We start from the raw sequence: 22,603 nt of genomic DNA, 5'->3' as shown, positions 1-22,603 counted from the left end.
GGCCTCTTAGGGAGCTACATCACTCATATCTCTTGAACGGCAACGGACCCGGAAATGACAGCCCTTCTCACAGTGATACTTATCGCGCTTCAGCTATATATGTATGTGATTATTGCCAGCGCGATCTTCTCTTGGCTCTATGCTTTCAACATCGTCAACCCGAGCAATCAAATCATATCGACAATTGGCCAGGTCTTGTACAACTTGACCGAACCAGCGTTACGGCCCATACGGCGCTTCATGCCAGACCTCGGCGGTGTTGATATTTCGCCGGTGATCCTTCTGCTCGGGATCATTTTCCTGCGGCTTATTATTTTGAACAACCTGATGCCGCTCTTCCGTGGGTTTTGACCTCATATACAAAAAACCCGGGCTATCGTCCGGGTTTTTTGTGATCTGTATGCCGCTTGAGCGTGTGCGGAAGCATCAATCTTCCAGCTTGCGCGCTTCGTCCGGCAACATGATCGGGATCCCGTTTCGGATCGGATAGGCCAGCTTGGCGGTCCTGGAGATAAGTTCCTGAGCCCCGGCATCATATTCGAGCGTTGTCTTGGTCAACGGGCAAACAAGCAATTCGAGAAGTTTGCGGTCCACCTGTCGTTCGGTCTGGTCGCTCATTCACATAATCCGGTTCATGTCGTCATCACTGAAGGGTGGTACCACCATCACTCTGTGATTTGGCAATATCCATTTCTGTAATTGCTATCAGGGTTTCTGCGCGGGTTTTCAAGTCCCGTGCTTCCAGGAGGGCCTGTTTTTCCTGCGGTCCGTAGGGGCACATCATGCAAAGGGCATTTACGAGCACTTCGGTATCGGCCTCCGATACGCTTTTCCAGTCCGCTTCAAGATTGTTTGCGTCCAGATAACTCCGAAGGGTCTTTAAAAGACCACTTCGATCGACGTCCTCTTCGCCCATGCCGCATTTGAGATCGGCTGCGAAGGGGGCAAAGTCGCACTCAATCTGCCGGAAGGCGGTGATGGCCTCCAGTTCCCTTGAAATCGTGAACCGGGATACGCCCTGCAGAGTGATGAGATAGCGGCCATCTCCGGTTTCCTGAAAGCTTGTCAACCGGCCGACACAGCCGACCTCAGATAAAGGCGCAGGTGATGTGCCGCCACTAGCGTGATCGTCCTTCGGCTGAACCATTCCGATCAACCGGTTGCCGGAAAGGGCCGCGTCAATCATGGCGATGTAACGCGGCTCGAAAATATTTAACGGCAGCTGTGTCCGGGGCAGCAAAAGAGCGCCGGGAAGCGGAAACACGGGCACCACCGGTGGCAGGTCTGCAATGGTTTCATAAATAGCATTTCCCGCCTGCATAACTCCGCCTTCTTCTTGTTTTCACTACGCTATGATCTGCCAGCACTGTGCTTTACCCGTATGTGTGGCAAATCTCGCCAGCGTCAAGAAAACAAGACAGCGGAAAGTTTGCGCCGGCCGTAAGCGCTGGCCGGATCCTTGAAGCCCCAAGCCTCGAAAAACTGCAGCAGTTGCTTGCGGGCGCCGTCCTCGTTCCAGTCGCGGTCCCGACGGACTATTTCAATCAGCTGGTCGACAGCACCGTTCTTGTCGCCTTTGCCGTTCAAGCCAAGGGCGAGATCGAACCGTGCCTGGAGGTCCATCGGGTCCTTGGCGATGCGGTCCTGAAATTCTGCAAGATCGCCGAGGGATGCGGCCTGCTCGGCAAGTTCCAGTGCAGCCTTTGCCGCCAGATAGGCCTCATCGGACCGCTTGTCCTCCGGCACCATATCCAGGGCCTGAGCCGCCCGTTCCAGATCGTCGGCGCCGATATAGCATTGGGCAAGACCCGACAGGGCCTTCGGGTTGTCCGGCTCCATCTGCATAACGGCGCCGAATAGCTGCGCTGCCTGTCCGTATTCCTTGGCAACAAGCAGTTCTTCGGCCTGTTCAAGGAAAGTGTCTGTCTGGTTGACCGGGGCCGGGCCGCCGACCTTCTCGATGAATGCCTTGATCTGGCTTTCCGGTTGCGCGCCCATGAAACCGTCGACCGGTTGACCGTCTTTGAAGGCGATAACTGCCGGGATCGATTGTATGCCCATCTGCCCCGGAATTTCCGGGTTGTCATCGATGTTCATCTTAGCAAGCTTCACGGTGCCGCCAGCTGCCTTCACCGCCGCTTCTAGGATCGGCGTGAGTTGTTTGCAAGGGCCACACCATGGGGCCCAGAAATCAACGAGAACGGTCTGGTGCCGCGAGGCTTCCAGGACGTCCGCCATGAAGGATTGCGTGGTGACATCGAATATGAGGCCTGCATCTGGCCCGCCAGATCCGTCGTCGCCGCCACCAAAGCCGCCGCCCTGGCCACCATAACCACCGCCCATGTCTGCGCCGAAACCGCCACCAATCTGACCGCCCATGGTATAGTTGCCGTTGCTCATTTTGACTGTCCCGTGATGTTTGAAAGGGCTCCCGCGATCGCATCGATCATTCTCGGAACCATCTAAATCCAATCTATGCCGCCCATAACATGGCGCCAGCCGTCATGCATTACAAATACAACCCCACGACTTATGGGGCGGCTGCGATCGCCTGTCCGCTGACAGCGAGCACCTGCGGTTCGTGTCCGCAAGCCTTGGCAAAGGCCAAGAGGTCCTCTGACGATATTGCCGTCGTGGCATCGTTCTTCAACGGATGATAGTTCAAAGTGGCATGTTCCATCATGGCGGCATCGAAGACCGGTGTTACACGATGGGTATCCCGGTCATTAATGAGCGAGAACGGTGTAACCGATCCAGGTTCTACGCCGAGAACCTCCATGAGAAGCTCAGCATTTCCGAACGACACGCGGCCCTGTGCGCCGATAATCTGATGCACTTTTTTCAGATCAATTTCGGCATCATGCAGCGCCACAATCAGAAAAAGCCGCCCTTTCTTGTCTTTTACAAACAGGTTCTTTGTATGGCCGCCCGGTATGCGGTCGTGCAGATCACCCGATTCTGCGACGGTGAAAACCGGGTCATGATCAACAGTGGTCACTACGATACCGAGTTCGCTCAAATAGCGCATGAGGTCGTCACGGGTTGCTGGCATGCATTTTTCCAAAAAGTTTGTTTATCTTGATTGATGTCTAGCCCGGTTTCAGGCGTGCGCTCAAGCTGAAACCTGTTCCAAAAACCTTTTTAAACTGCCGTTCTAAGGTCCAATGTGGTGGTGGAATCCACTGCAAAGACAGCTAAAAAAAATTCTGAAAATTCCTTGTTGCAATCCGCTCTGGCTTAGTCCATATACTGCGCCACCGACGACGAGGCACATCGCCGAAACGCCGGGCACTATGCGGGTGTAGCTCAGGGGTAGAGCACAACCTTGCCAAGGTTGGGGTCGTGGGTTCGAATCCCATCGCCCGCTCCAATTCGGCCGAATGGCTCCAAAACCAGTGATCTGAAAAGATCACTGGTTTTTTGGTTTTGGGGAAAAGGCGCCAAATCCGGCACTCTTTTGCAGCGGTAGATCAAGGCTGCGGAGGATGGTCACCTGTTACAATTCTCATACGCGGAATTGTCGAGGTAACTTAGTCTAAAAATTGAAAAAAAGCCGATCAGCAACCTGAAGAAAGTTGCAGGACCTTGTTTGTATCTTCGAAGCTGCAATGTCAGGAGGGGCGCCGAGTGGGCGGCTTAAACGGCATCGCAAATGCCTCAAGTACCAAACTTGACTGCAGCGGGACGGTGTCCCGCTGCAGTTTTTTAGAGACCTCTCAGCCACTTGTTGGCGATGCGAGCCTCAAAAAAGCGCCGTTTTGTTCGTGCGAACGCTCTGCCAAATCGAGAGCGGCTTGAAGACTTGCGCCGTCTTCAAAGCCCGGCGCTTCTGGGCCTTCTCCGCGGATGGCTGCTGCAAACCGCTGGTAAACTGTCGGGACCTCAGGCGTTTCCACGTCTTCCCAATGGGCGCTTGTCAGGTTTGGCCCACGGCAAATTCTCAGGCCGCTGGTGCGATTTTCAAAGAGCACCTCAAGGCCTCCCTCGTCGCCATAAAGGCGCAATCGAAGGTCATTCAAGTGGCCAGAGGCAAAGCGGGTTGCTGAAATTGTCCCGATCGCGCTATTTTCAAGTTCGGCTTGCAGCGTAAAACTGTCATTCGCATCAAGCTTATAGTCGCCAATGCGTCCGCCGTCCGACTTGTCGAATGTCTTCAGCCGGCAGGACAGGTCCTTCACGCCGCTACCGGCAGCAAAGACCGTAAAGTCCAGAATGTGGATGCCCACGTCGCCAAGAACGCCGTTGGAACCATGCGCTGTCGACAAGCGCCATAGCCATTGACTTTCAGTCCGCCAATCGCCCCAGGCCGGCTGCGTCAGCCAGCTTTGCAAATAAGAGGCCTCAAAATGCCGCAAAGCACCTATCGCACCGCCACGGACTAGCTCCGCAGCCTTTTGCAAGGCGGGCACGTCCCTGTAGCTCAAGTTGACCATTCCGATCAGGTTCCGGGCCCTTGCAGTATTTGCCATGTCCCATGCATGTGACGCGTTGGTTGCAAGCGGTTTTTCGCACAGGACATGTTTTCCCGCTTCCAGCAGCTTCATGGTTGTCGGGTGGTGGGCAGCATCCGGTGTGACGTTTGTGGCCGCGTCAAAAGCGTTCCAATCCAGTGCCGCATCCAGCGTTTCAAAAGTCTGGGGTATGGAAAACTCGCGTGCAAATGCGCTCAAAACGTCGGCACGTTGGTCAACGGCGGCAACCAGATCGACGTCCTCAATCCTGCGGAAGGCATCCGCATGGCTGCGGGCCATATTTCCGGTGCCAAGGATGAGAAGCCGGACCGGCTTTTTGTCTGCGCTCATAAGGGTCTGCCTATGACAGGGGGAGCCACGGGGGCAATGCGCCAAAACCCATGATTTAGTGGTTTTTGCGCGTTGGGATTACCGGAAGCCGTCTTCGCCTTCTGCATGGAGTTTCGGTCCACGCTCCTCGATTTTTTCAGGTGCTTGCTCCACAGGAACGTTCGGGGCCGCATTCGGGTCAGCTATGCGGGCGAGCGGATTGAAGGCCCATTTGACACCGTTTTTCAGGACAGTCTGGACATTGGGATTGTAGTAGGTCGGATAGGTTTCATGGCCGGGCCGGAAGTAGAATATGTTGCCTGCACCGCGCTTGTAGGTCAGGCCGGACCTGAAGACCTCGCCGCCCTGAAACCAGCTGATGAAGACCGTTTCGAGGGGTTCGGGAACGCCGAACGGCTCGCCGTACATTTCTTCCATCTCAAGTTCAAAACTGTCGCCGAGCCCTTTGGTAATCGGATGATTGCGGCTGGTTACCCACAGGCGCTCGCGTTCGCCTGCCTCACGCCAGCTCAAATTGCACGGCGCGCCCATAAGGCGTTTAAACGGTTTGGCAAAATGTGCCGAATGCAAGAACACCATGCCCATCCCGGACCAGACAGCATCACACACGCGCTCGACAACTTCATCGCTCACGTCGCCGTGGGCAGCGTGCCCCCACCAAAGCAGAACATCCGTCTCTGCAAGGCGGTCCTCCGAAAGGCCGTGCTCCGGTTGTTGCAAAGTGGCGGTTGACGCCGAGATGTCCGGGTCGGTGTTCAAGGCATCCGCAATGCACTGATGCATGCCTTTGGGATACAGCTCTGCAACGATCCTGTTGTTTTGTTCGTGAACGTTTTCACCCCAGACTAAGGCCCTGAGCGTCATGCTGGCTCCTCTGGCAGGCGCTGAACCGGTGCCGGTTCAGCTTTTATTCAAAGCGCTTTGAAAAGCGGTATCACCGGGTTTTCAGGGTGTCAATCTACCGATCACGGCGGGTCAGTAACCAGCTGTCAGCGCGCCGTCGCGTCTGGGGTCAGAAGATCCCGCCAGTTTTCCGTCGATTTTCATAATGGATTGGGGGAGCCCATGGCTTTTTTCGTTTCGACCTTGTGACCGCGCGCCTCCAGAAGCTTGATTGTATCCGGCGAAATGCCCTCTTCGATGCGGATTTCATCCGGGTACCATTGATGATGCGTGCGGGGGGCGGCCGTTGCCTCGGCGATGTTCATTTGATGGTCAATGACATTCAAAATGATTTGCAGCGTGGTTGTGATGATCCGGCTGCCGCCGGGCGAACCCGTCACCAGATAAAGGTCACCATCCTTGAAGACCAATGTCGGACTCATGGAAGAGAGCGGGCGTTTGCCCGGCTCAACGGCATTGGCTTCCCCTCCGATCAGGCCATAAGCATTCGGAGCGCCCGGCTTTGCCGAAAAATCATCCAGCTCATTGTTGAGCAGGACGCCCGTGCCGTCCGCCGTCAGTCCCACGCCGTAGGAGAAATTCAGCGTGTAGGTGTTGGAGACGGCATTCCCGTCCTTATCGACAACAGAAAAGTGCGTGGTTTCATTGCTTTCGAAAGGCAACGGATTCTCGGGGCCGATTTGCGAGGAAGGCGTTGCTGTGTCCAGGGCGATTGTTTCAACAAGCGATGCTGCATAGTCCGGATGGGTCAGCCCTGTGACCGGTATTGGTGCAAAGTCGGGGTCGCCGAGGTGTTTCGACCGGTCGGCGTAAGCCCGGCGTTGCGCTTCCGACATGATGTGGATCGTGTCAGCGGAGTTCAGCCCGAACTCAGCAAGCGGGTATTTTTCCAGCATGTTCAGGATCTGAACAATATGGACACCCCCGGATGAGGGCGGCGGCATGGAAGCGATCTCGTAACCGCGATAGGTGCCCGTAACAGGGTCGCGCCAGACCGGCTTGTAGGTGTTCAGGTCCTCAACGGTCATCCCGCCCCCGGCTGCTTGCACCTTCGAAGCAATTTTTTCGGCAACATCGCCAGTGTAGAATCCAGCTGGTCCATCTTCGGCAATTTTTCTGAGTGTTTGGGCGAGGTCTTCCTGTACCAGGAGATCACCGGGGGAATAGGGTATCAGCCCCGGCTTGTAAAAGATGCTCGCAGTGGCGGGGTCATTGCCGAGACGCGTTATTCTGGAGGCCAGCGATGCCGAAAGATCCGGTGTCACTTCAATCCCGTTCTCAGCAAGCGCAATGGCCGGTGCGACCAGCTCCGCCCAAGTCAGCACGCCACTGCCGTGCTTTTCATAGGCTGCGGCAAAGCCTGCAACTGTTCCGGGGACACCGATTGCCAAGCCTGAAAATCGGGACTTGGTGTTATCGGGCTCACCATCCTCGCCGAGAAACATATCCTTAAACGCCGCGGCTGGGGCTTTTTCCCGGTAGTCCAAAGCTTCGGTAGCTCCCTCCTCCGCCATGTGGATGACCATAAAGCCGCCGCCGCCCAGATTTCCGGCTCTTGGCAATGTCACGGCAAGAGCAAAGCCGGTCGCAATGGCTGCATCGACGGCGTTCCCGCCGGCTTGAAGGGTGGCGACGCCGATCTTCGTTGCAATGGCCTCTTGGCTTGCCACCATACCGTTTTCGGCTTGCACCGGATGGAAGCGGTCCAGACTGGAGTAAATTGGCGCCTGTTGCGCCATCGGGCTCACGACGGCCACCGCGGCCAAGGCAAGCCCACTGCAAGCTGCAATCATTATTTTGTTGTAGGGTTTCATTGGCGTTGCTCTCCAAGCGGCGGTGACGTGTGTTTGCAAAGTCTGCATGATTAGTAGCTGCGCGACAAGGCTGACACTCATAGGTAGTATTCGGGTTTTGCGGGCTTTGATACATGACAAGGCACAGGGCGCCGGAGCACGCAATGCTGGGTTTGAAAGACCCGGTCAAAGATCCGCCAGAGGATTGAGGAGATCTAGATGATGCAGCGCTGTTCACGTGGTGGAACCAAAACGGTTTGCCCGCTTAAACTCATGACATTCTCGGTTGCGGCGATTGCCGCCGGAATGGTCGCTCTAAGCCCTGCTCAGGCTGCGGATCCGGATGCCGGGAAGGCATTGGCCGTTCAGTGGTGCTCATCTTGTCACCTCGTATCGGACGATCAGCCCACAGCCGCCAGCGCGTCAACACCCAGTTTTTATGATATCGGCTCAGATCCTGATTGGACCGTAGAGAGCATCGCGACCTTCCTGGCCGATCCGCACCCCAAGATGCCGGATATGTCGTTGACGACCATTGAGACAACGAACCTCGCCAGTTACATCAAGTCGCTGGCCCGCTAATACCAAAGACAATTGATTATGTGAGATCAAAGTCCGCGCACATCGCCGCATGAAAGGACCCGGCGAAATCCGGGCCGCCATCATGCAGAACTTCATCCGCCAGATTGGCGTTGAACACACGCACGCCCTGGACCTTGTCCGTCAGGGAAGGGCTTGTCAGGATGTGATCAAGCGCCTGACCTTTTCCCCGGTGCAGAACCGTCTGGCGCTGTTCTGGAGCAAGAGCGGCGTCCAGCTGGTAAAGCCGCCTGTGCGCGAGCGCAGGCGAGCCCGTGTCATCTGGGTCCGCACGCAGCAATCTTAAAGTGCTGGTGTCCCCAGTTGCATTGAAGTCTCCGGCAAGCACGATTTGGGCGTCGCTGTCCTCATCAAACAGCCTTTCCACCGCAAGCCGAAGCTCCAGCGCCTGCGTTGTCCTTTGAAATACGGAGAGCTGATACCCTTCCGCCCAGGCGGAGATAGATCTCCAGGTTCTATCTGCGTTTTTACCGCCCGGTATCATGGCTGCGATGGGGGCGCGCAGATGAACGGCAAAGACGTGCAGCGGCTTCGGCAAACCGAGATCAATGACCGTTTTCAAAACCGGCCGTTCGAATGTAACCGGTGCTGCTGCTTTAGCCATTGGGATCGCTGTTGTTGGTTGCCATAGCGCCGGGTGTGCGTGGGTTTGATAGTGGCTTTCGGCGGACAGGATCGGGTATTTCGACAAGACGACGAGATTATGCCGGTCCCCTGGCCCCTTGCCGGACGGCCGGAGCGATGAGGCAAAATGGTAAGTGGCGTAAGGCGTGTCTTCCAACAGATGCCTGAGGGCGTTGAACGACCGGATCTTTACGCCTTTCGGCTTTTGCGCATTCACCTCCTGGAGGCAAAGAATGTCCGCGTCTAATTCCAGGAGCTGTGGTCTCAGGGCTGAAATTCGAGGCGCTAGACCATCTGGGTCGAGCCGGTCGTCACCAAAGGATTCAATGTTGAATGTTGCCAGTCTCATCTATGCCGGGCACCAAGGAGGATCGTCGGCTGACAATAGCTTCGCGGACTGTCCAGTGATAGAGAAATCAACCCGGCTTCTGCCCACTTGAATGAAAGCTTCAAAATGAACGCGCTTTGCCCTTGCGGCTCAAGTCTAGAGTTTAGGGAGTGTTGCGGCCCGTTTTTAAACGATGCGCAGCTTCCGCAAACGGCGGAGGCGCTCATGCGCTCGCGTTACACCGCCTACACACGCGAAAACATCGCATATTTGAAGCAGACGCTTTGGCCCAAGTTCCAGCCAGGGTTTGATTTCGCAGGAACAGCCAAGTGGGCTGCAGACAACCATTGGACATCGCTATCCGTTCTCTCCACTGAACAAGGAGAGCCGGAGGACCGCGACGGGGTTGTCGAGTTCGAGGCAAAGTATCTGTCGGCAGGCAAGCTTTGTGTTCATCATGAAAGAAGCCGCTTCCGCAAAAAATCAGGCCGTTGGTATTATGTCGAGGCTGTTTAGGGGCCGCCAGCATTGACAACCCTGCCGCTCCGTTTTGGGGTGTTCCGCCCAGAAAACTGGCGCAAGACCGGGATTGTATATCCGAATGCGTGGGCCTATCTATCAATCGGTAGAAGGGAGGCGGCATGCGGAATGCAGCGGTAACCGAAGATAAAATCCTGGACCTAGCGGAAAGCCTGATCCGTAAGAACGGATATAACGGCGTCAGCTTTCGCGAGATTGCATCCGGGGTCGGGGTGAAGAGCTCAAGCGTTCACTACTATTTTCCGGCGAAGAAAGATCTCGGTGTGAAGGTCGCCCGCCGGTATGCGGACAGGTTTTTGGAAAAGCTCGGCGATCCTTCAGACGCCCCGGACAAAGCGGACGATGTTTTGAAGCTGGTGCATCGGCTTTTTGTCGAGGCGATGGGGGAGGATGGCCGCATGTGTCTGTGCGGTGTTCTGGCCGCAGAATCAGCCGGGCTGCCAGAACGTGTTGCTGCCGAGGCGCGGGTCTTTTTTGATCGGACCCTGTGTTGGCTCGTGGATGCCTTGCGCGGAACCATCTGGGGGGCGGTTAAGTCAGAACGTGAGCTCAACGCCCAGGCTCTTGCGGCCATGTCCCAGCTCGAGGGAGGGCTTTTGATGGCGCGTGTTTACCAGAAACCCGCACTTTTGAAGCAGATGAAACTGCAGCTCATCAGTTAAGATCTGCAAGGCGGTAAATCTGACCCGATTTACCGTCCAAAGCTGATCGATGATCGCTATTTAGTGGAAGTTCCGGCCTCCCGGCAGCGCTCTCAAAGATTGCTTCTCAAGTGCCGCTGCCTTGTGCGGCTTATGCCTGGCAAGGTCCTCATGTAACTCCGGAACGTCTTGAATGAGCTGGACAAGACGGCTTGCCGGTTTGATTTTTTCCGTCAATTCAATGACCGGGCGCCTGACCTCATCGGCCCGTGCCAGACCGGCATCATTCAAGGACTTGTCCGAGATACTGCTCAAGAGCCCTGTGACGTCCTCGACATGCTCGGCCACCACGTGAATGACGTGGTCTTCACTTTGAAGCCGTCCGGTCACTTTCAAAAAGCGGCTGCCCAGAATGAGCGGGCGGTATTTTTCAAACGCCGTTGGCCAGACAATAATATTGGCGATGCCGCCTTCATCTTCGAGGGTGAGGAAAATAACCCCCTTGGCTGACCCCGGGCGCTGGCGCACCAATACTAGACCCGCAACGGACACGCGGCGCCCGGACCGGACCTGGTCCAGATGCTGGCACGGGAGGATCCCTTGCCGGTGAAGGGCGGGCCGGGCAAAGGCAACCGGATGGGCCTTCAACGACAGGCTCAAGGCCTGATAGTCGGCCATGACATGGGCGCCAGGCAGCATGGGGGGCAGGTCTGCGTCCGGTTCCGGGCGTAAATCTTCCAGGAACGTTTTATCAAAAAGCGGAAGCCGGTCCCGCGCGCTGCCGTCATCCAGTGCTTGTGCCGCCCAAACAGCCGCGCGCCGGTCGAGGCCAAGAGACCGGAAGGCATCCGCCTCGGCAAGTTTCAAGATGACCCCACGCCCCAGACCGGTTCGCAGCCAAAGATCGCGGACACTGTCATAGCCATCGCCGCGCACGGCAATCAGGCGTTCCATATCATCTTCGCGCAGGCCCTTGATGAGACGGAAACCAAGCCGGACGGCATGAGTGGTTCTGATGATGGGCTTCATGTCCCTGTGACGGGGATGAAGATGGTTGGCGGCCCGCCAGCCCGGCTCAAGTGTCGAATCCCAACTGGACAGATTGACGTCGGCCTCCCGGATATCCACGCCATGCTCGCGCGCATCGCGGACCAGCTGGGCAGGCGCATAAAACCCCATGGGCTGGGCATTAAGAAGCGCGGCGCAAAAGACATCCGGATAGTAAGCCTTAATCCAGGACGAGGCATAAACAAGCAGGGCGAAGCTGGCCGCATGGCTTTCGGGGAAGCCATATTCGCCAAAGCCTTCAATCTGACTGAAACAGCGTTCGGCAAAGCCGCGGTCATAGCCGTTCTTGGCCATGCCCTCGATCATTTTGGTTTGAAACGTTCCGATCGTGCCCACCCGGCGGAAGGTTGCCATCGCCCGGCGCAGCCGGTCCGCTTCGCCCGGCGTGAAGTTGGCCGCCACGATGGCGATTTTCATGGCTTGTTCCTGGAACAGCGGCACGCCGAGTGTCTTGCCGAGCACGTCTTCAAGCTCGCGGCTCGGGTAGGAGACCTGTTCCTTGCCCTGGCGGCGGCGCAGGTAGGGATGCACCATGTCCCCCTGGATCGGGCCGGGCCGCACAATCGCCACCTCAATCACGAGATCGTAAAAAGCTTGCGGGCGCAAGCGCGGCAGCATGGTCATCTGAGCCCGGCTTTCGACCTGAAAAACACCAACGGAATCGGCCCGGCAGAGCATGTCATAGACGGGTTTTTCCTCGGCCGGGATGGTCGAGATCGTGAGGTCCTCGCCATAGCTGTCCGACAGCATGGTGAGTGCCTTGCGAATGGCGGACAGCATGCCGAGCGCGAGAATGTCGATTTTCAAGATGCCAAGCGCGTCGAGGTCATCCTTGTCCCATTCCACCACGGTACGCTCTTCCATCGCCGCGTTCTGGATCGGGATGACTTCGTCCAGGCGCCCGCGTGTGATCACGAACCCGCCAACATGCTGGGAAAGATGGCGGGGAAAGCCGATCAAGATGCGGGCAAGCTCCAGCATCTGGGCCAAGAGCGGATCGGTGGGATCGAGACCCGCCTCCCGGACCTGCGCCTCCTCCGTGCCTGCGGACGCCCGGCCCCAAACTGTTCCGGCAAGCGATGAGATGGCGTCTTCGGACAGGCCGAACACCTTGCCGACCTCCCTAAGGGCGGAGCGGGAGCGGTATGTAATCACGGTGGCAGCCAGGCCAGCGCGTTCGCGGCCGTATTTGGCGTAAATATACTGAATAACCTCTTCGCGGCGTTCGTGTTCGAAATCAACGTCAATGTCAGGCGGTTCGCGGCGCTCGGGTGAGATGAAGCGTTCAAACAGCAGATCTGCGCGCACCGGATCGACTTCCGTGATGCCAAGGCAAAAGCACACGGTGGAATTGGCTGCCGAGCCGCGCCCCTGGCACAGGATGCCGCGTTCACGGGCAAACCGGACAATGTCATAAACGGTCAGGAAATACGGGGCGTAATCAAGGTCGGCGACCAGCTTTAATTCATGCGCCATGGTCTTGTGAACCTTGTCCGGGATCCCTTGCGGGTAACGTTTGCGGGCGCCTTCATGCGCCAGCCGCTCCAGCTCGGCTTGGGGCGTTGCGCTGGTGCCGGCCGGTTCTTCCGGGTACTCGTAACGCAAGTCATCGAGTGAAAACTCGACTTCCTCCAAAATGGCCAGGCTTTCGCGCAAAGGGGCCGGATCATCTGAAAACAGGTGCAGCATGTCAGCGGCCGGCTTCAGATGACGCTCGGCATTTTGCTGAAGCCGATGACCCGCCGTCTGAAGTTTTTCGTGAAGCCGGATGCAGGTCAGGACATCCTGCAAGGGGCGCCTTTCGGGCGCATGATAGAGAGCATCGTTGGTGGCAAGAAGGCGCAGGCCGGTTGCGTCCGCCAGGTCTTGTGCCAATTGCAGACGGCGGCGGTCGTGGCTGAGACGGTGCAAGGAGACCGCAAGCCTCAGCCTTTGGCCGAACCGGTCTTTCAAGTTGGTCAGGACAGGTATCAAGGACGCGGGGTCCGGCAGCCCGGCGGGCAGGACAAGTGCCATCGGCGATTGGGTGTCCAGCATGGAAAGATCATCGAAAGTCAGATGGCATTCGCCCTTGTTTGCCCGGCGGTTGCCGATGGTCAGCATGCGGGTGAGCTTGCCATAGGCGGCACGGTTCCGTGGCCAGGCAAGAAGATCGGGCGTGCCATCCAGAAAGGCCAGACGGCAGCCGGGCACAAAGGCAAGACCGGTTTCCTTGGCAGCCATATGGGCGCGGACAACCCCGGCCATGGAGTTCCGGTCGCAGACTGCAATTGCCTTCAAATCAAGGGCAACGGCGGCAAGGGCGAGTTCTTCGGGATGTGAGGCACCTTGCAGAAACGAAAAATTCGTTGCCGCACACAATTCGGCAAAGCCGGGCGCCTCTCCGCCCGAGGTCATGCGAACAGTCCCTGCACGTACCAGCGGGGCTGCGCGGTTTCCCGGCCATAAAGACCTTCGCGGTAAAGCCAGAAACGGCGGCCCTCCGTGTCCTCGATGCGGAAATAATCCCGGGTCACAACTTCCTTGGTTTCCAAAGGCTGCCCAACCGCGCCGATCCACCAGGGTGGGGCAATCCTTTCAGGGCCTTCGGAACGGGCGACCTGATAAAGGCTGCGCCGCCAGCGGAAACGCAAGGGCGGGCCCTCCGGTACCATGGCAAGGGCTTCGACCAGTTCTGCCGGATCGATCAGGCGCAAGGGGCGCGCCAGAAAGCCGGAGTGGCTGCTGACCGTCTCTGACGTGCCGGTTCCGGAAAATCCGCTCAAACTGTTGTGCGGATTGCCTGCGGGCGGACCAAGTCCAAGGTCTTCCCCGCCAAAGCCGATCCAGGACAATGCCTCTTCCCGGGCAAGGGCGGCCGGGACCTGCTCCGTCTGCCATTCCGGAAGGTGCTGCCCAACAGGGAGAAGCCGTGTGATCCGTTCAATTCCGAGCCGTGCCCCCAGCCGGTCCACCAGGGTTTCCAGGGCCGCCTGTGTTTCCTGAACGCCCCGGCCGTCAAGACTGGCCTGGGCGGACGGTGCGCTGTCGGCGGCAATGACCCCCAGCCGGATCAGGTCATACCCATAGCCGGCATCCAGGACACTTTCATCGGCCTTCAGTTTTTCATCGAAAAGCCGCAGGATTCTTTTGGGATCACGCAAGGCAGCGCTGGTGCCGACCATGAGTTTTTGAACCGCGCCATCGGCCCGGAACAGGAGCAGTTCAAAGGCGCGGCCGCCTTCCAGCCGGCGCTCCAGGGCTGCGCAAACCTGCCCGGCAAGAGACAGGGCAACCGCCTTGATATCGTCAAGCTGTCCAATGGGTTCGAAAAACCGGCGTTCGGCGGAGACGAGCGGCGCCTCGAACCGGGGTGAGATTGGCTCTCCCTCCCGCCCGAGTGCCTGATCAAGCCGGCGCATCAGATCCGGCCCGAACCGCCTGGCAAGTGGGGCACGGGGACGGTCCAGCACCTGACCGATCCGGGTTAACCCAACGCGGTTGAGACCGGCGGCCGTTCCGGCATCAATGCGCAGGGCAGCAACGGGTAAGGCGCTGAGCAAACCGGCTTCGTTGCCGGAAGGACTGGTGCCGCCGTCACCGTAACGGGCCGCGGCCCAGGCTGCCCCCGGCGTTCCGGCAATGGCGGCCTTGAGTTGAAAGCCCTGGCGCTGCAGACGCCCGGCAATGTCTTGAAGCAATTGGTCTTCGCCCCCGAAAAGATGGGCGCAACCGGTGATGTCGAGGAACAGGCCATCAGCACCGTCCAAGGCCACCAGGGGGGTGTAACGGTCACACCAGTCCGCCACGGCTTCTAGAAGCAAGCGGTCCTTGCCGGGCGCTGCATCCTCGCACAGGAGGTGCGGAACACGTGCTTTGGCATCGGCCTCTGTGTCTCCTGTTTTCAAGCCAAAAGCGCGCGCAGCCGCATTCAGGGAAGTGATCCGGCGGGCATTTTGGACCCTGTCCAGAACGGCAAGCGGCGGCTCAGCTCCGCGCGCGGAAGGGGATGAGGCGGTCCTCAACGGGCGCAGAATCCGGTCGGCGGGCAGATCCCCGAACCAGATCGAGAGAATGCGCTGGTGCGGCAAGTTTTCTCTCGGCATGACGCCACTCCACGGTTTCATGGCCGGACCGGCCATCTCGGTTTCTTGTCAGTTCGATCCGCCAGGCGGACACCCCGAGCCCTTGATGGGGCCCATACTTGATCAGGTCCGGCGGGGCGGAGACATTTGGGCTCACCTGCCAGCGGGTCAGGGCCGCGGTCGGTTCCCGCTCGGCGCCGTGCCGCAGCAAAAAGACTGGGGCTTGACTGCGTTCAGCGCGCAGGGCAAGGCGCCGGGTCGCCGTCAGATCCAAAAGCCGGTGCGGGCCCTGCACCTCGCCAAGGGCCGCTGCCAAGGCGGGACAGCCTGCCGCTTCTTCCAGGCTCCACAAAAGGTCTTCCATCCGTCTGGGCCGAACGATGACCAGCCGGGCCGGGTCGATGCCGTAGGCAAGCAGACCGGGGCCGTGGAGCTGGCCGGCTTCACGCAGGGCCCGCGGGTCCTGCACAATCACAACAGGTCCGGTCCTGTCCTTCAAAAGCCTTGCCAGAAGCGCAAAGGCAAAGCCGCTCAAAGCACCGGCCTGCCGGCTCTCAGCGCTGACCACTTCGTGCAAGGCGCCATGTTTCAGCCCCTGGCCGGAGGCAAACAGGTCATCCAGTTCCGCCAGCCCAAGGGGACTGCGGGCTGTGTTGTCCATCTGCGCCGTTTGGTTCGCGTCCCCTGGCCGGGGGCTTTGAAAAATGTCCGGCCCCTGCGGATTGGCGGCGGGTGCAGGGGCCGGAGCAAACTGCGTCTCTGAGGGGAGGCGGCCCTCAAGATCCGCAATGCGGCGACGCAGTTCGGCAACAGATGTGCTATGCTTGATCCTCTTCTGGGCAGCATCATGCACGGATGTTCCAATCACGTTCTTATTTGTTCTCTTTATGTTCTTATTGATTCCGGAGAACGGGGCTGGAGTCAAGCGCCTTGTTTTCCGAATTTTCCGGCAGGCCTTTCGCCGCCTCTCTCCGGCTTCAGGCCTTGGGGCGGTGTGCCTGTTTTCTTCTGGAATTTGAAGCTGTTGCACCTCGCGCGCTTACCGGCCGGTCTTCACGGAAGGTTTATCGGGCAACAAACGTGACGGAATATTAGGGTGTGAACCCGTAAACCCCTCATGTCATAACTACGAAGGGCCATCTTTCCCGGAAGGCGGCCGACATAAACCCATCGAAGGCCAGCCCGTGCAGTCATTGGCAAATTCCTGGATCAAGCGCCTGCAAGCGGTTGCCCGGCCCGCCGCCGGGCGCATGGCCGTGTCAACGCTTGCCATCCGGATTTGCGGGGCTGCTCTTGCCTATGTGTCACAGATTGTTCTGGCCCGTCTTCTTGGGGCGCATGACTATGGCATTTACTCGGTGGCTTGGACCTTTGTGATCGTTCTCGGGGCCATGGCCTGCGGGGGATTTTCCAGTTCCGCCAACCGGTTCATTCCGCAATACCGGGAAAAGGCGGATTTTGACGGGCTGCGCGGTTTCTTGCGCACAAGCGGCCAGGCCGCTTTTGCCATGGGCCTCGGGATTGCCGTTCTCGGCATCGGGTTGATCCTGCTTTTGCGGCCTGTGATTGACCCGTCCTATGTAATGCCGCTGATCATGGTCTTTTCGATCTTGCCGCTGGCGGCCTACTCGCTGGTGCAGGAGGGAATCGCCCGCAGCTATGACTGGGCCTTTCTTGCCATGTTGCCGATCTACATCTGGCGGCCGCTTGCCATCCTTGTCTTCCTGATTGTTCTGATCGCGGCCGGAATGACCGCAACCGCCATTACCGCAGTCCTTGCGGCAATGGCAGCAACACTGCTGATTGCCGCCTATCAGTATCTGCATGTGCGCCAAAAACTGGCGCCAAGCGTGCCGAAGGGGCCGCGCCGGGTCGAGCTGAAGACCTGGCTCCTGATTTCCCTGCCCATGCTGATGGTTGACGGGTTCTTCCAGCTGATCACCAGTGCCGATGTCATCATGGTCAGCTTTTTCGAGGATCCGGATGCCGTTGCCGTCTATTTCGCAGCATCCAAAACGCTGGCTCTCGTCCACTTCGTCTATTTCGCCGTCCGGGCAGCGTCCGCCCATCGCATTTCCGCATTTACCCACGCCGGCGATTCGGCCGGGCTGGCGGCCTATATGCGCCAGGCGACCATCTGGACATTCTGGCCCTCTGTTGCTGCAGGCGCTGGCCTCCTGGTCATTGCGCCGCTGCTTCTTTCCCTGTTCGGTGAGGGGTTTGAAAGCGGCTATGTTCTGATTGCGCTCTTGCTGGCGGGCGTTCTGGCAAGAGCATCGGTCGGGCCTGCGGATGCCTTGCTGACCATGACCGGGCACCAGAAAACCTGTGCCGCCATTTACGGGCTCACATTCGGGCTCAATGTGGTGCTCAACTTGACGCTGATCCCGTTTCTTGGCCTGCCCGGTGCGGCCATAGGTACAAGTCTTGCGATTGTTTTTGAGGCAGCCACACTTGCACTTGTGGCCAAACGCAAGCTCAATGTCACAACCTTTGTCCTGCCCCTGCTGATCCGACCCAAGGACCTGCCGGTTGACCGCTGACCCCAAAATGTCCTCCTCACTGGAAGTGTTTTCCTTAAATCCCCTTAAGGCGGGGCCGCACGAGACGCTTTGGCAGGAGCTGGCGGACACGTCGATCGACCCGAATCCGTTTTTTACGCCCGGATTTCTTCAGGCATACTTGCGAGACATGTCCGTTTCTCCTGTCCGGCTGGTGGGCGTACGGGACAAGGTCTCTTCGCGCTGGCTGGCCGCCGCGCCGGTGGGCCGCCGCCGCAACGGTCTTGTTCTGCCAATGACCGGCACATGGGCAACCGAATACGCCCCTCTTGGAACACCGCTTCTGCATGATCAGGCAAACGAAGCGGTCCTTCGTCTTTTTCTGGAAGCTGCCACGGGGCAGTCAGGGACCCTGGCTATCCCCTATCTTCCGGTGACATCCAAGACGGCAACACGCTTCAAAGACGCCTTTCAGAACGGGGCTTGCTGGTCTGTGCGAGCGAGCGCGCGGGCCAAATTGGCGGCGCCGATGAGGCCGTTAGTCCGACCGCCGGTCTCAGCGCAAAAAGGCGGAAGGAAATGCGCCGTTTGCTCCGGCGGTTGGAGGATCACGGCAGGGTCACGTTTGACAGCCTTGTTGCCGGCCAAGCCATTGCTGGATTTGAGGCTTTTTTGACGCTGGAAGAGGCCGGCTGGAAAGGCAGGATTGGAACAGCGCTCAACAGCCGGCCGCAAACCGCAGCCTTCGCCCGGTCCGCCATCCGCGCGAAGGCAGAGAACGGCGGTGTCCGCATCGATCAGTTATGGGCAGGCGATACCCTGGTGGCGGCTCTGGTGCTGTTTGTCGAGCAAGGGCAGGTCTACTCTTGGAAGATCGCCTTTGACGAGCGGTTTGCCAAATATTCGCCAGGGGCGCAGATCGCTGTTTATGCCGCCCGCCAGAACCTTGGCCTTGAAGGCTTTCAAGGGGCGGATTCGCTGGCTGTTTCCGGGCACCAAATGATCGAACCCCTATGGCGCGGACGCGTTGAAACCGGAACACTGCTTATCGGCTCCGGGCCGCTCACACGCCTGCGGCAGACTGCGCTTGGCGCGGACTTGGCGGTCAATCACAAACTCCGCAAAATCGGCCGCTCCCTTCGCAAGAAGCTGCAACCTTAAGAACCTCGAACCAGTCCGTTCAGCTGGTTTCACGCGCCTGTTCGCGCAGCTTGCGCCGGATGATCTTGCCCGTTGTTGTCATCGGAAGGGCTTCAACAAACTCGATCTCGCGCGGATATTCATGGGCGGATAACTTCTGGCGCACGAATGTCTTGATGTCTTCGGTCAGTGTTTCGTTTGCTTCGGCGCCGGGCTTCAAGACGATGAATGCCTTCACGATTTCGGTTCTCAAAGGATCCGGCTTGCCGACCGCAGCCGCAAGCGAGACGGCTGGATGCTGCAACAGGCAATCCTCAATTTCGCCGGGGCCGATCCGGTAACTTGCCGATGTGATGATGTCGTCGTCGCGGCCGGTGAAATGAACATAGCCATCTTCGTCCATCACGCCCTGGTCACCGGTGGTCATCCAGTCGCCGGTGAATTTCGCCGCTGTGGCCTCCGGCTTGTTCCAGTATTCCAGGAACATCACCGGGTCGGGGCGGCGGACAGCAATCTGGCCAAGCGTTTCACGCGGCAATTCGTTGCCGTTCTCATCGATGATCGCCACGTCATGGCCCGGGAGCACCCTGCCGATGGCGCCAGACCGGCCGACGCCGAGCGCGGCTGACGATCCGAGAACGGCATTGCATTCGGTCTGGCCATAGAACTCATTGACTTGAAATCCGAATTCTTCTGCAAACCAGTCAAAGGTTTCCCGCCCAAGCGATTCACCTGCCGAGCCGACGCTGCGCCAATTGAGGTTGAACCGGGCGCCCGGCCGGTCGACGGAGCGGAGCATTTTCAAAGCTGTCGGCGGGATAAAGGCGTTGCGGATTCCCTCGTTTTCCAGAAGCGCAAAGGCGAATTCGGGATCAAACTTCCGCCCCGCATGACAAACCATGGCTACGCCAAGGCTGAGTGCTGGAAAGAGGGCGTTCAGCAGGCCGCCAGCCCAGGCCCAGTCGGCCGGTGTCCAGAACATATCGCCTTCTTGTCCAAGAAAATTCTGCGACAGTTCAATGCCCGGCATGTGGCCAAGGAGAACCCGGTGCCCATGCAAAACCCCTTTGGGCTGGCCTGTCGTTCCGGACGTGTAGATCATCAAGGCCGGATCATCCGGGGATGTTGCCAGGGTCGCAAAGTGATCGGAGGCCTGGCGGCTCAGGGCGTCAAGGCTCTCCACCCCGGTTTCCGGGCCATCGACGGACAGAACCAGCTCAAGACCGGGCAAGTCGTCTTTGATAGCGGCGAGTTTCTCAAGGCCCGCCGTGTCTGTTACCAGGCAGCGGGCGCCCGAATCCGCAAGCCGGTAGCGCAGAGCTTCAAGGCCGAACAGCGCTGCAAGCGGAACAGCAATCGCCCCCATCTTGTAGGCAGCCAGATGGGCGATCGCAGTTTGCGGAATTTGCGGCAAGAGCAAAGCAACCCTGTCGCCACGCTTCAGCCCCTTGGCTTCTAAGACGTTGGCCAGGCGGTTGGCCGCCCGGTTGATATCGAGATAGCTCCAGTCCTGCCGTGATCCATCGTCTTGCACATGCCGGATCGCCAGCCGGTTTGGATCCCGTAGAGCCCAGACATCGCTCACGGCTTCTGCGATGTTGTACCTTTGCGGTTGCGGCCATTTGAAACGGGCCGTCAACATGTCGAAATCGCTGACAATCTGCAGCATTTTTTGGGTGTCCGGTGCTGAAAATTTGGGCAGCGGAGTGTATGTCTGGCGATGCTGCAGCGCAATAGGCCTAATGCCGGCCTACTTCATGGCAAGCGGATGGGCGCTTTCCACAAGCTCCCGGAGGCGCTCATCCAGAACATGGGTGTAGATCTGTGTCGTTGAAATATCCGCATGGCCCAGCAGCTGCTGAACAACCCTCAGGTCCGCTCCGTTCTGCAGCAGGTGTGATGCAAAGGCATGCCGGAGAACGTGCGGGGAGACTTTGGACGAGTCCAGCCCCGCACTTGCGGCAAGCTCCTTGAGTTCTCGGGCAAAATGCTGCCGGGTCAAATGACCGCTGTCTCCATGGGAGGGAAACAGCCAGGGACTGTTTTCATAAGCGTCTTCTGCTGAACGCAGCCCGACATATTCCTTCATTGCACCTTGGGCAGCATGGGACAGGGGGACCAGACGTTCTTTCCCGCCCTTGCCTTTGATCTCGATGAGCCGGGCATCCCGCATTGCAGCCGTGACCGGGAGCGCCACCAATTCGGACACCCTGAGCCCGGTCGCATAAAGAACTTCGATCAGGGTGTAGATGCGCTGGGCGCGGAGCCGCTTTGCCCTGCTCGGTTGCGGCTTCAAGGTTTCAAGCCGTGCCTGTTCGATAAGCCGGTCGACTTCTTCTATCGACAGGATCTTCGGCAATGGCGCCGCCTTCTTGGGAGCCGAAAAGGTCCGCGTCGGATCATCTTCGCGAGTGCCTTCGGCGTAGAGGAACTTGTAGAATTGCTTCAGCGCCGAGAGGCGGCGGGCCTGGGATGTTTCTGCAAATCCACGGCGGTTCAGATCGCTCAAATACCGGGACACATCCGCGGAACCTGCCTGCACCAAGGGTGTTTTTCCAAGAAACGCGGAAAAGTCTTCAAGATCGCGCCGGTACCCGGCGAGTGTGTTTTCAGCCGCCCCGCGTTCGGCCGCGCACATCTCCAGGAAGTTTTCCAGATCAAAGCCAGACGCCATTACCGTCCAAACCCATCCTTTTTCACCCGCACCGTGATTTCCCGCTCGCCCGGCTCGACGAATGTCGCAAGGGCGTAGATTGCGCCATAGCCGAGACCGCCCAGTAGCATGAGTACGAGAAGGAGGCGGGTGAGGGTGGGCACGGAAAGTCTCCAGCGGCGAATCGGATGGTCAATCTTTTCAAATATCGGGGCCGGTGCGCAAGTTGATAGAAGCGAATGACAACAGCAGTTGGCCCCGTGTCTTTTTTGACGAATATGTTAAAACGCGGCCATGACAGAGAACGACAAAACGCAAAGTGCGGCGCAAGACCTTGAGGGTCATCACCTGCCCCCGTTCGATATTCCTCACCTTCTGGAGGTTTTGGGCGGCCGGTCCATCGTGCTTGTCGGGATTATGGGCTGCGGCAAGTCAACGGTCGGCAAACGTCTTGCCCACCGGTTGGGCCTTGAATTTGTGGATGCCGATACCGAAATCGAGCGCGCGGCAAACATGTCTGTTTCCGAAATCTTTGCCACGCATGGCGAACCCTATTTCAGAAGCGGAGAAGAACGTGTCATTGCCCGGTTACTGGGTGAAGGACCGCAGGTTTTGGCAACAGGGGGGGGAGCTTTCATAAGTCCGGCAACGCGCAATGAAATCAATGCCCATGGCCTGTCCATCTGGCTGAAAGTGGATTTCGACACGGTGATGGCACGGGTGAGGCGCCGGTCGACCCGCCCACTTCTGCAAAACCCTGATCCAGAGGGCACAATGCGCAAACTGATGGCAGAGCGTGAGCCGGTTTATGCACAGGCTGCGCTGACGGTCATGTCGAAAGATGTGCCGCACGAAAAGGTGGTTGACCAGATCCTCATGGCGTTGACTGATCATTTGCTCTCGCCCGCCGACACCAACACTCCCCAGATGACATTGAAGTGACGAC

The 22,603-nt window shown here is 58.4% G+C and carries 20 protein-coding genes, 1 tRNA gene and 1 pseudogene; 8 read left to right on the top strand and 14 right to left on the bottom strand.

Annotated features, from left to right (window positions below; translation table 11 throughout):
• Positions 1 to 54: 54 nt before the first annotated feature.
• A complete protein-coding gene (locus E1180_RS17690) occupies positions 55 to 351 on the top strand; it encodes a YggT family protein (protein WP_155193181.1) in 297 nt (98 codons plus the stop codon).
• A gap of 75 nt (positions 352 to 426) precedes the next feature.
• Here the strand turns inward: E1180_RS17690 and E1180_RS17685 are convergent, their stop codons facing one another.
• The 4 genes from E1180_RS17685 to E1180_RS17670 all read right to left on the bottom strand — a co-directional run bounded on the left by E1180_RS17685 (position 427) and on the right by E1180_RS17670 (position 3,052).
• The gene (locus E1180_RS17685; RefSeq protein ID WP_155193179.1) at positions 427 to 618 is read right to left on the bottom strand and encodes a Trm112 family protein; all 192 of its coding nucleotides are present in this window, start codon (positions 616 to 618) and stop codon (positions 427 to 429) included.
• 25 nt (positions 619 to 643) lie between these two features.
• Entirely contained in the window at positions 644 to 1,321 is a 678-nt protein-coding gene (locus E1180_RS17680; RefSeq protein WP_155193177.1) for an LON peptidase substrate-binding domain-containing protein, read from the bottom strand.
• Between the two features lie 83 nt (positions 1,322 to 1,404).
• Positions 1,405 to 2,400, bottom strand: coding sequence for a thioredoxin (gene trxA / locus E1180_RS17675; RefSeq protein WP_155193175.1), 996 nt, complete (start codon positions 2,398 to 2,400; stop codon positions 1,405 to 1,407).
• Positions 2,401 to 2,530: 130 nt separating this feature from the next.
• The gene (locus E1180_RS17670; protein ID WP_155193173.1) at positions 2,531 to 3,052 is read right to left on the bottom strand and encodes a prolyl-tRNA synthetase associated domain-containing protein; all 522 of its coding nucleotides are present in this window, start codon (positions 3,050 to 3,052) and stop codon (positions 2,531 to 2,533) included.
• A 243-nt stretch (positions 3,053 to 3,295) separates the two neighbouring features.
• Here E1180_RS17670 and E1180_RS17665 point away from each other — a divergent pair.
• Positions 3,296 to 3,370 (top strand) — tRNA-Gly (locus E1180_RS17665).
• A 346-nt stretch (positions 3,371 to 3,716) separates the two neighbouring features.
• Here E1180_RS17665 and E1180_RS17660 read toward each other — a convergent pair.
• The 3 genes and pseudogenes from E1180_RS17660 to ggt all read right to left on the bottom strand — a co-directional run bounded on the left by E1180_RS17660 (position 3,717) and on the right by ggt (position 7,498).
• A complete protein-coding gene (locus E1180_RS17660) occupies positions 3,717 to 4,802 on the bottom strand; it encodes a Gfo/Idh/MocA family protein (protein ID WP_155193171.1) in 1,086 nt (361 codons plus the stop codon).
• A 78-nt stretch (positions 4,803 to 4,880) separates the two neighbouring features.
• Positions 4,881 to 5,666, bottom strand: a complete 786-nt coding sequence (locus E1180_RS17655) for a ThuA domain-containing protein (RefSeq protein ID WP_155193168.1) — start codon at positions 5,664 to 5,666, stop codon at positions 4,881 to 4,883.
• Between the two features lie 111 nt (positions 5,667 to 5,777).
• Positions 5,778 to 7,498, bottom strand: a pseudogene (gene ggt / locus E1180_RS17650) (gamma-glutamyltransferase).
• A 219-nt stretch (positions 7,499 to 7,717) separates the two neighbouring features.
• On the opposite strand from ggt, the gene E1180_RS17645 reads away from it, so the two are divergent.
• Positions 7,718 to 8,080 carry a c-type cytochrome gene (locus tag E1180_RS17645; protein WP_244314110.1) on the top strand — a complete coding sequence of 121 codons (363 nt, stop codon included), beginning with the start codon at positions 7,718 to 7,720 and terminating at the stop codon, positions 8,078 to 8,080.
• Between the two features lie 16 nt (positions 8,081 to 8,096).
• On the opposite strand, the gene E1180_RS17640 is transcribed toward E1180_RS17645, so the two are convergent.
• The gene (locus E1180_RS17640; protein WP_155193165.1) at positions 8,097 to 9,071 is read right to left on the bottom strand and encodes an endonuclease/exonuclease/phosphatase family protein; all 975 of its coding nucleotides are present in this window, start codon (positions 9,069 to 9,071) and stop codon (positions 8,097 to 8,099) included.
• Positions 9,072 to 9,176: 105 nt separating this feature from the next.
• Here E1180_RS17640 and E1180_RS17635 point away from each other — a divergent pair, with 105 nt between their 5' ends.
• Both E1180_RS17635 and E1180_RS17630 read left to right on the top strand, forming a co-directional pair.
• Positions 9,177 to 9,566 carry a YchJ family protein gene (locus tag E1180_RS17635; RefSeq protein ID WP_155193162.1) on the top strand — a complete coding sequence of 130 codons (390 nt, stop codon included), beginning with the start codon at positions 9,177 to 9,179 and terminating at the stop codon, positions 9,564 to 9,566.
• A 125-nt stretch (positions 9,567 to 9,691) separates the two neighbouring features.
• Complete coding sequence (locus tag E1180_RS17630) at positions 9,692 to 10,252, top strand: TetR/AcrR family transcriptional regulator (RefSeq protein ID WP_155193160.1); 561 nt, start codon at positions 9,692 to 9,694, stop codon at positions 10,250 to 10,252.
• Positions 10,253 to 10,312: 60 nt separating this feature from the next.
• Here E1180_RS17630 and E1180_RS17625 read toward each other — a convergent pair whose 3' ends face one another.
• Genes E1180_RS17625 through E1180_RS17615 form a run of 3 tightly spaced genes read right to left on the bottom strand, consistent with a single transcriptional unit; the run spans position 10,313 to position 16,231 of the window.
• A complete protein-coding gene (locus E1180_RS17625; protein WP_155193157.1) occupies positions 10,313 to 13,696 on the bottom strand; it encodes an error-prone DNA polymerase in 3,384 nt (1,127 codons plus the stop codon).
• Positions 13,693 to 15,384, bottom strand: a complete 1,692-nt coding sequence (locus E1180_RS17620; protein WP_155193155.1) for a Y-family DNA polymerase — start codon at positions 15,382 to 15,384, stop codon at positions 13,693 to 13,695. The genes E1180_RS17625 and E1180_RS17620 overlap by 4 nt, the downstream gene beginning before the upstream one ends.
• Positions 15,266 to 16,231, bottom strand: a complete 966-nt coding sequence (locus tag E1180_RS17615; protein ID WP_155193153.1) for an ImuA family protein — start codon at positions 16,229 to 16,231, stop codon at positions 15,266 to 15,268. The genes E1180_RS17620 and E1180_RS17615 overlap by 119 nt, the downstream gene beginning before the upstream one ends.
• Before the next feature lie 316 nt (positions 16,232 to 16,547).
• On the opposite strand from E1180_RS17615, the gene E1180_RS17610 reads away from it, so the two are divergent.
• Together E1180_RS17610 and E1180_RS17605 are read left to right on the top strand one after the other, a co-directional pair.
• Positions 16,548 to 17,906, top strand: coding sequence for an oligosaccharide flippase family protein (locus E1180_RS17610; RefSeq protein WP_208997217.1), 1,359 nt, complete (start codon positions 16,548 to 16,550; stop codon positions 17,904 to 17,906).
• 441 nt (positions 17,907 to 18,347) lie between these two features.
• Positions 18,348 to 19,025: a GNAT family N-acetyltransferase gene (locus E1180_RS17605; protein ID WP_280115261.1), complete on the top strand. Its 678-nt coding sequence runs from the start codon at positions 18,348 to 18,350 to the stop codon at positions 19,023 to 19,025.
• A 19-nt stretch (positions 19,026 to 19,044) separates the two neighbouring features.
• Here the strand turns inward: E1180_RS17605 and E1180_RS17600 are convergent, their stop codons facing one another.
• The 3 genes from E1180_RS17600 to E1180_RS17590 form a co-directional block, all read right to left on the bottom strand.
• Entirely contained in the window at positions 19,045 to 20,673 is a 1,629-nt protein-coding gene (locus E1180_RS17600; RefSeq protein ID WP_155193148.1) for an AMP-binding protein, read from the bottom strand.
• An 81-nt stretch (positions 20,674 to 20,754) separates the two neighbouring features.
• On the bottom strand, positions 20,755 to 21,678 hold the full coding sequence (gene xerD, locus E1180_RS17595; protein ID WP_155193146.1) for a site-specific tyrosine recombinase XerD: 924 nt from the start codon (positions 21,676 to 21,678) through the stop codon (positions 20,755 to 20,757).
• The gene (locus tag E1180_RS17590; protein WP_155193143.1) at positions 21,678 to 21,821 is read right to left on the bottom strand and encodes a hypothetical protein; all 144 of its coding nucleotides are present in this window, start codon (positions 21,819 to 21,821) and stop codon (positions 21,678 to 21,680) included. The genes xerD and E1180_RS17590 overlap by 1 nt, the downstream gene beginning before the upstream one ends.
• A gap of 130 nt (positions 21,822 to 21,951) precedes the next feature.
• Here E1180_RS17590 and E1180_RS17585 point away from each other — a divergent pair, with 130 nt between their 5' ends.
• Entirely contained in the window at positions 21,952 to 22,599 is a 648-nt protein-coding gene (locus E1180_RS17585) for a shikimate kinase (protein ID WP_155193141.1), read from the top strand.
• The last annotated feature ends 4 nt before the right edge of the window (positions 22,600 to 22,603 follow it).

It is taken from the genome of Roseibium denhamense (genome assembly GCF_009711415.1).
GTDB classification, from domain to species: Bacteria; Pseudomonadota; Alphaproteobacteria; order Rhizobiales; family Stappiaceae; genus Roseibium; species Roseibium denhamense.
Note: the sequence above shows the minus strand (reverse complement) of the source record. Positions and strands in the feature narration are given on the sequence as shown.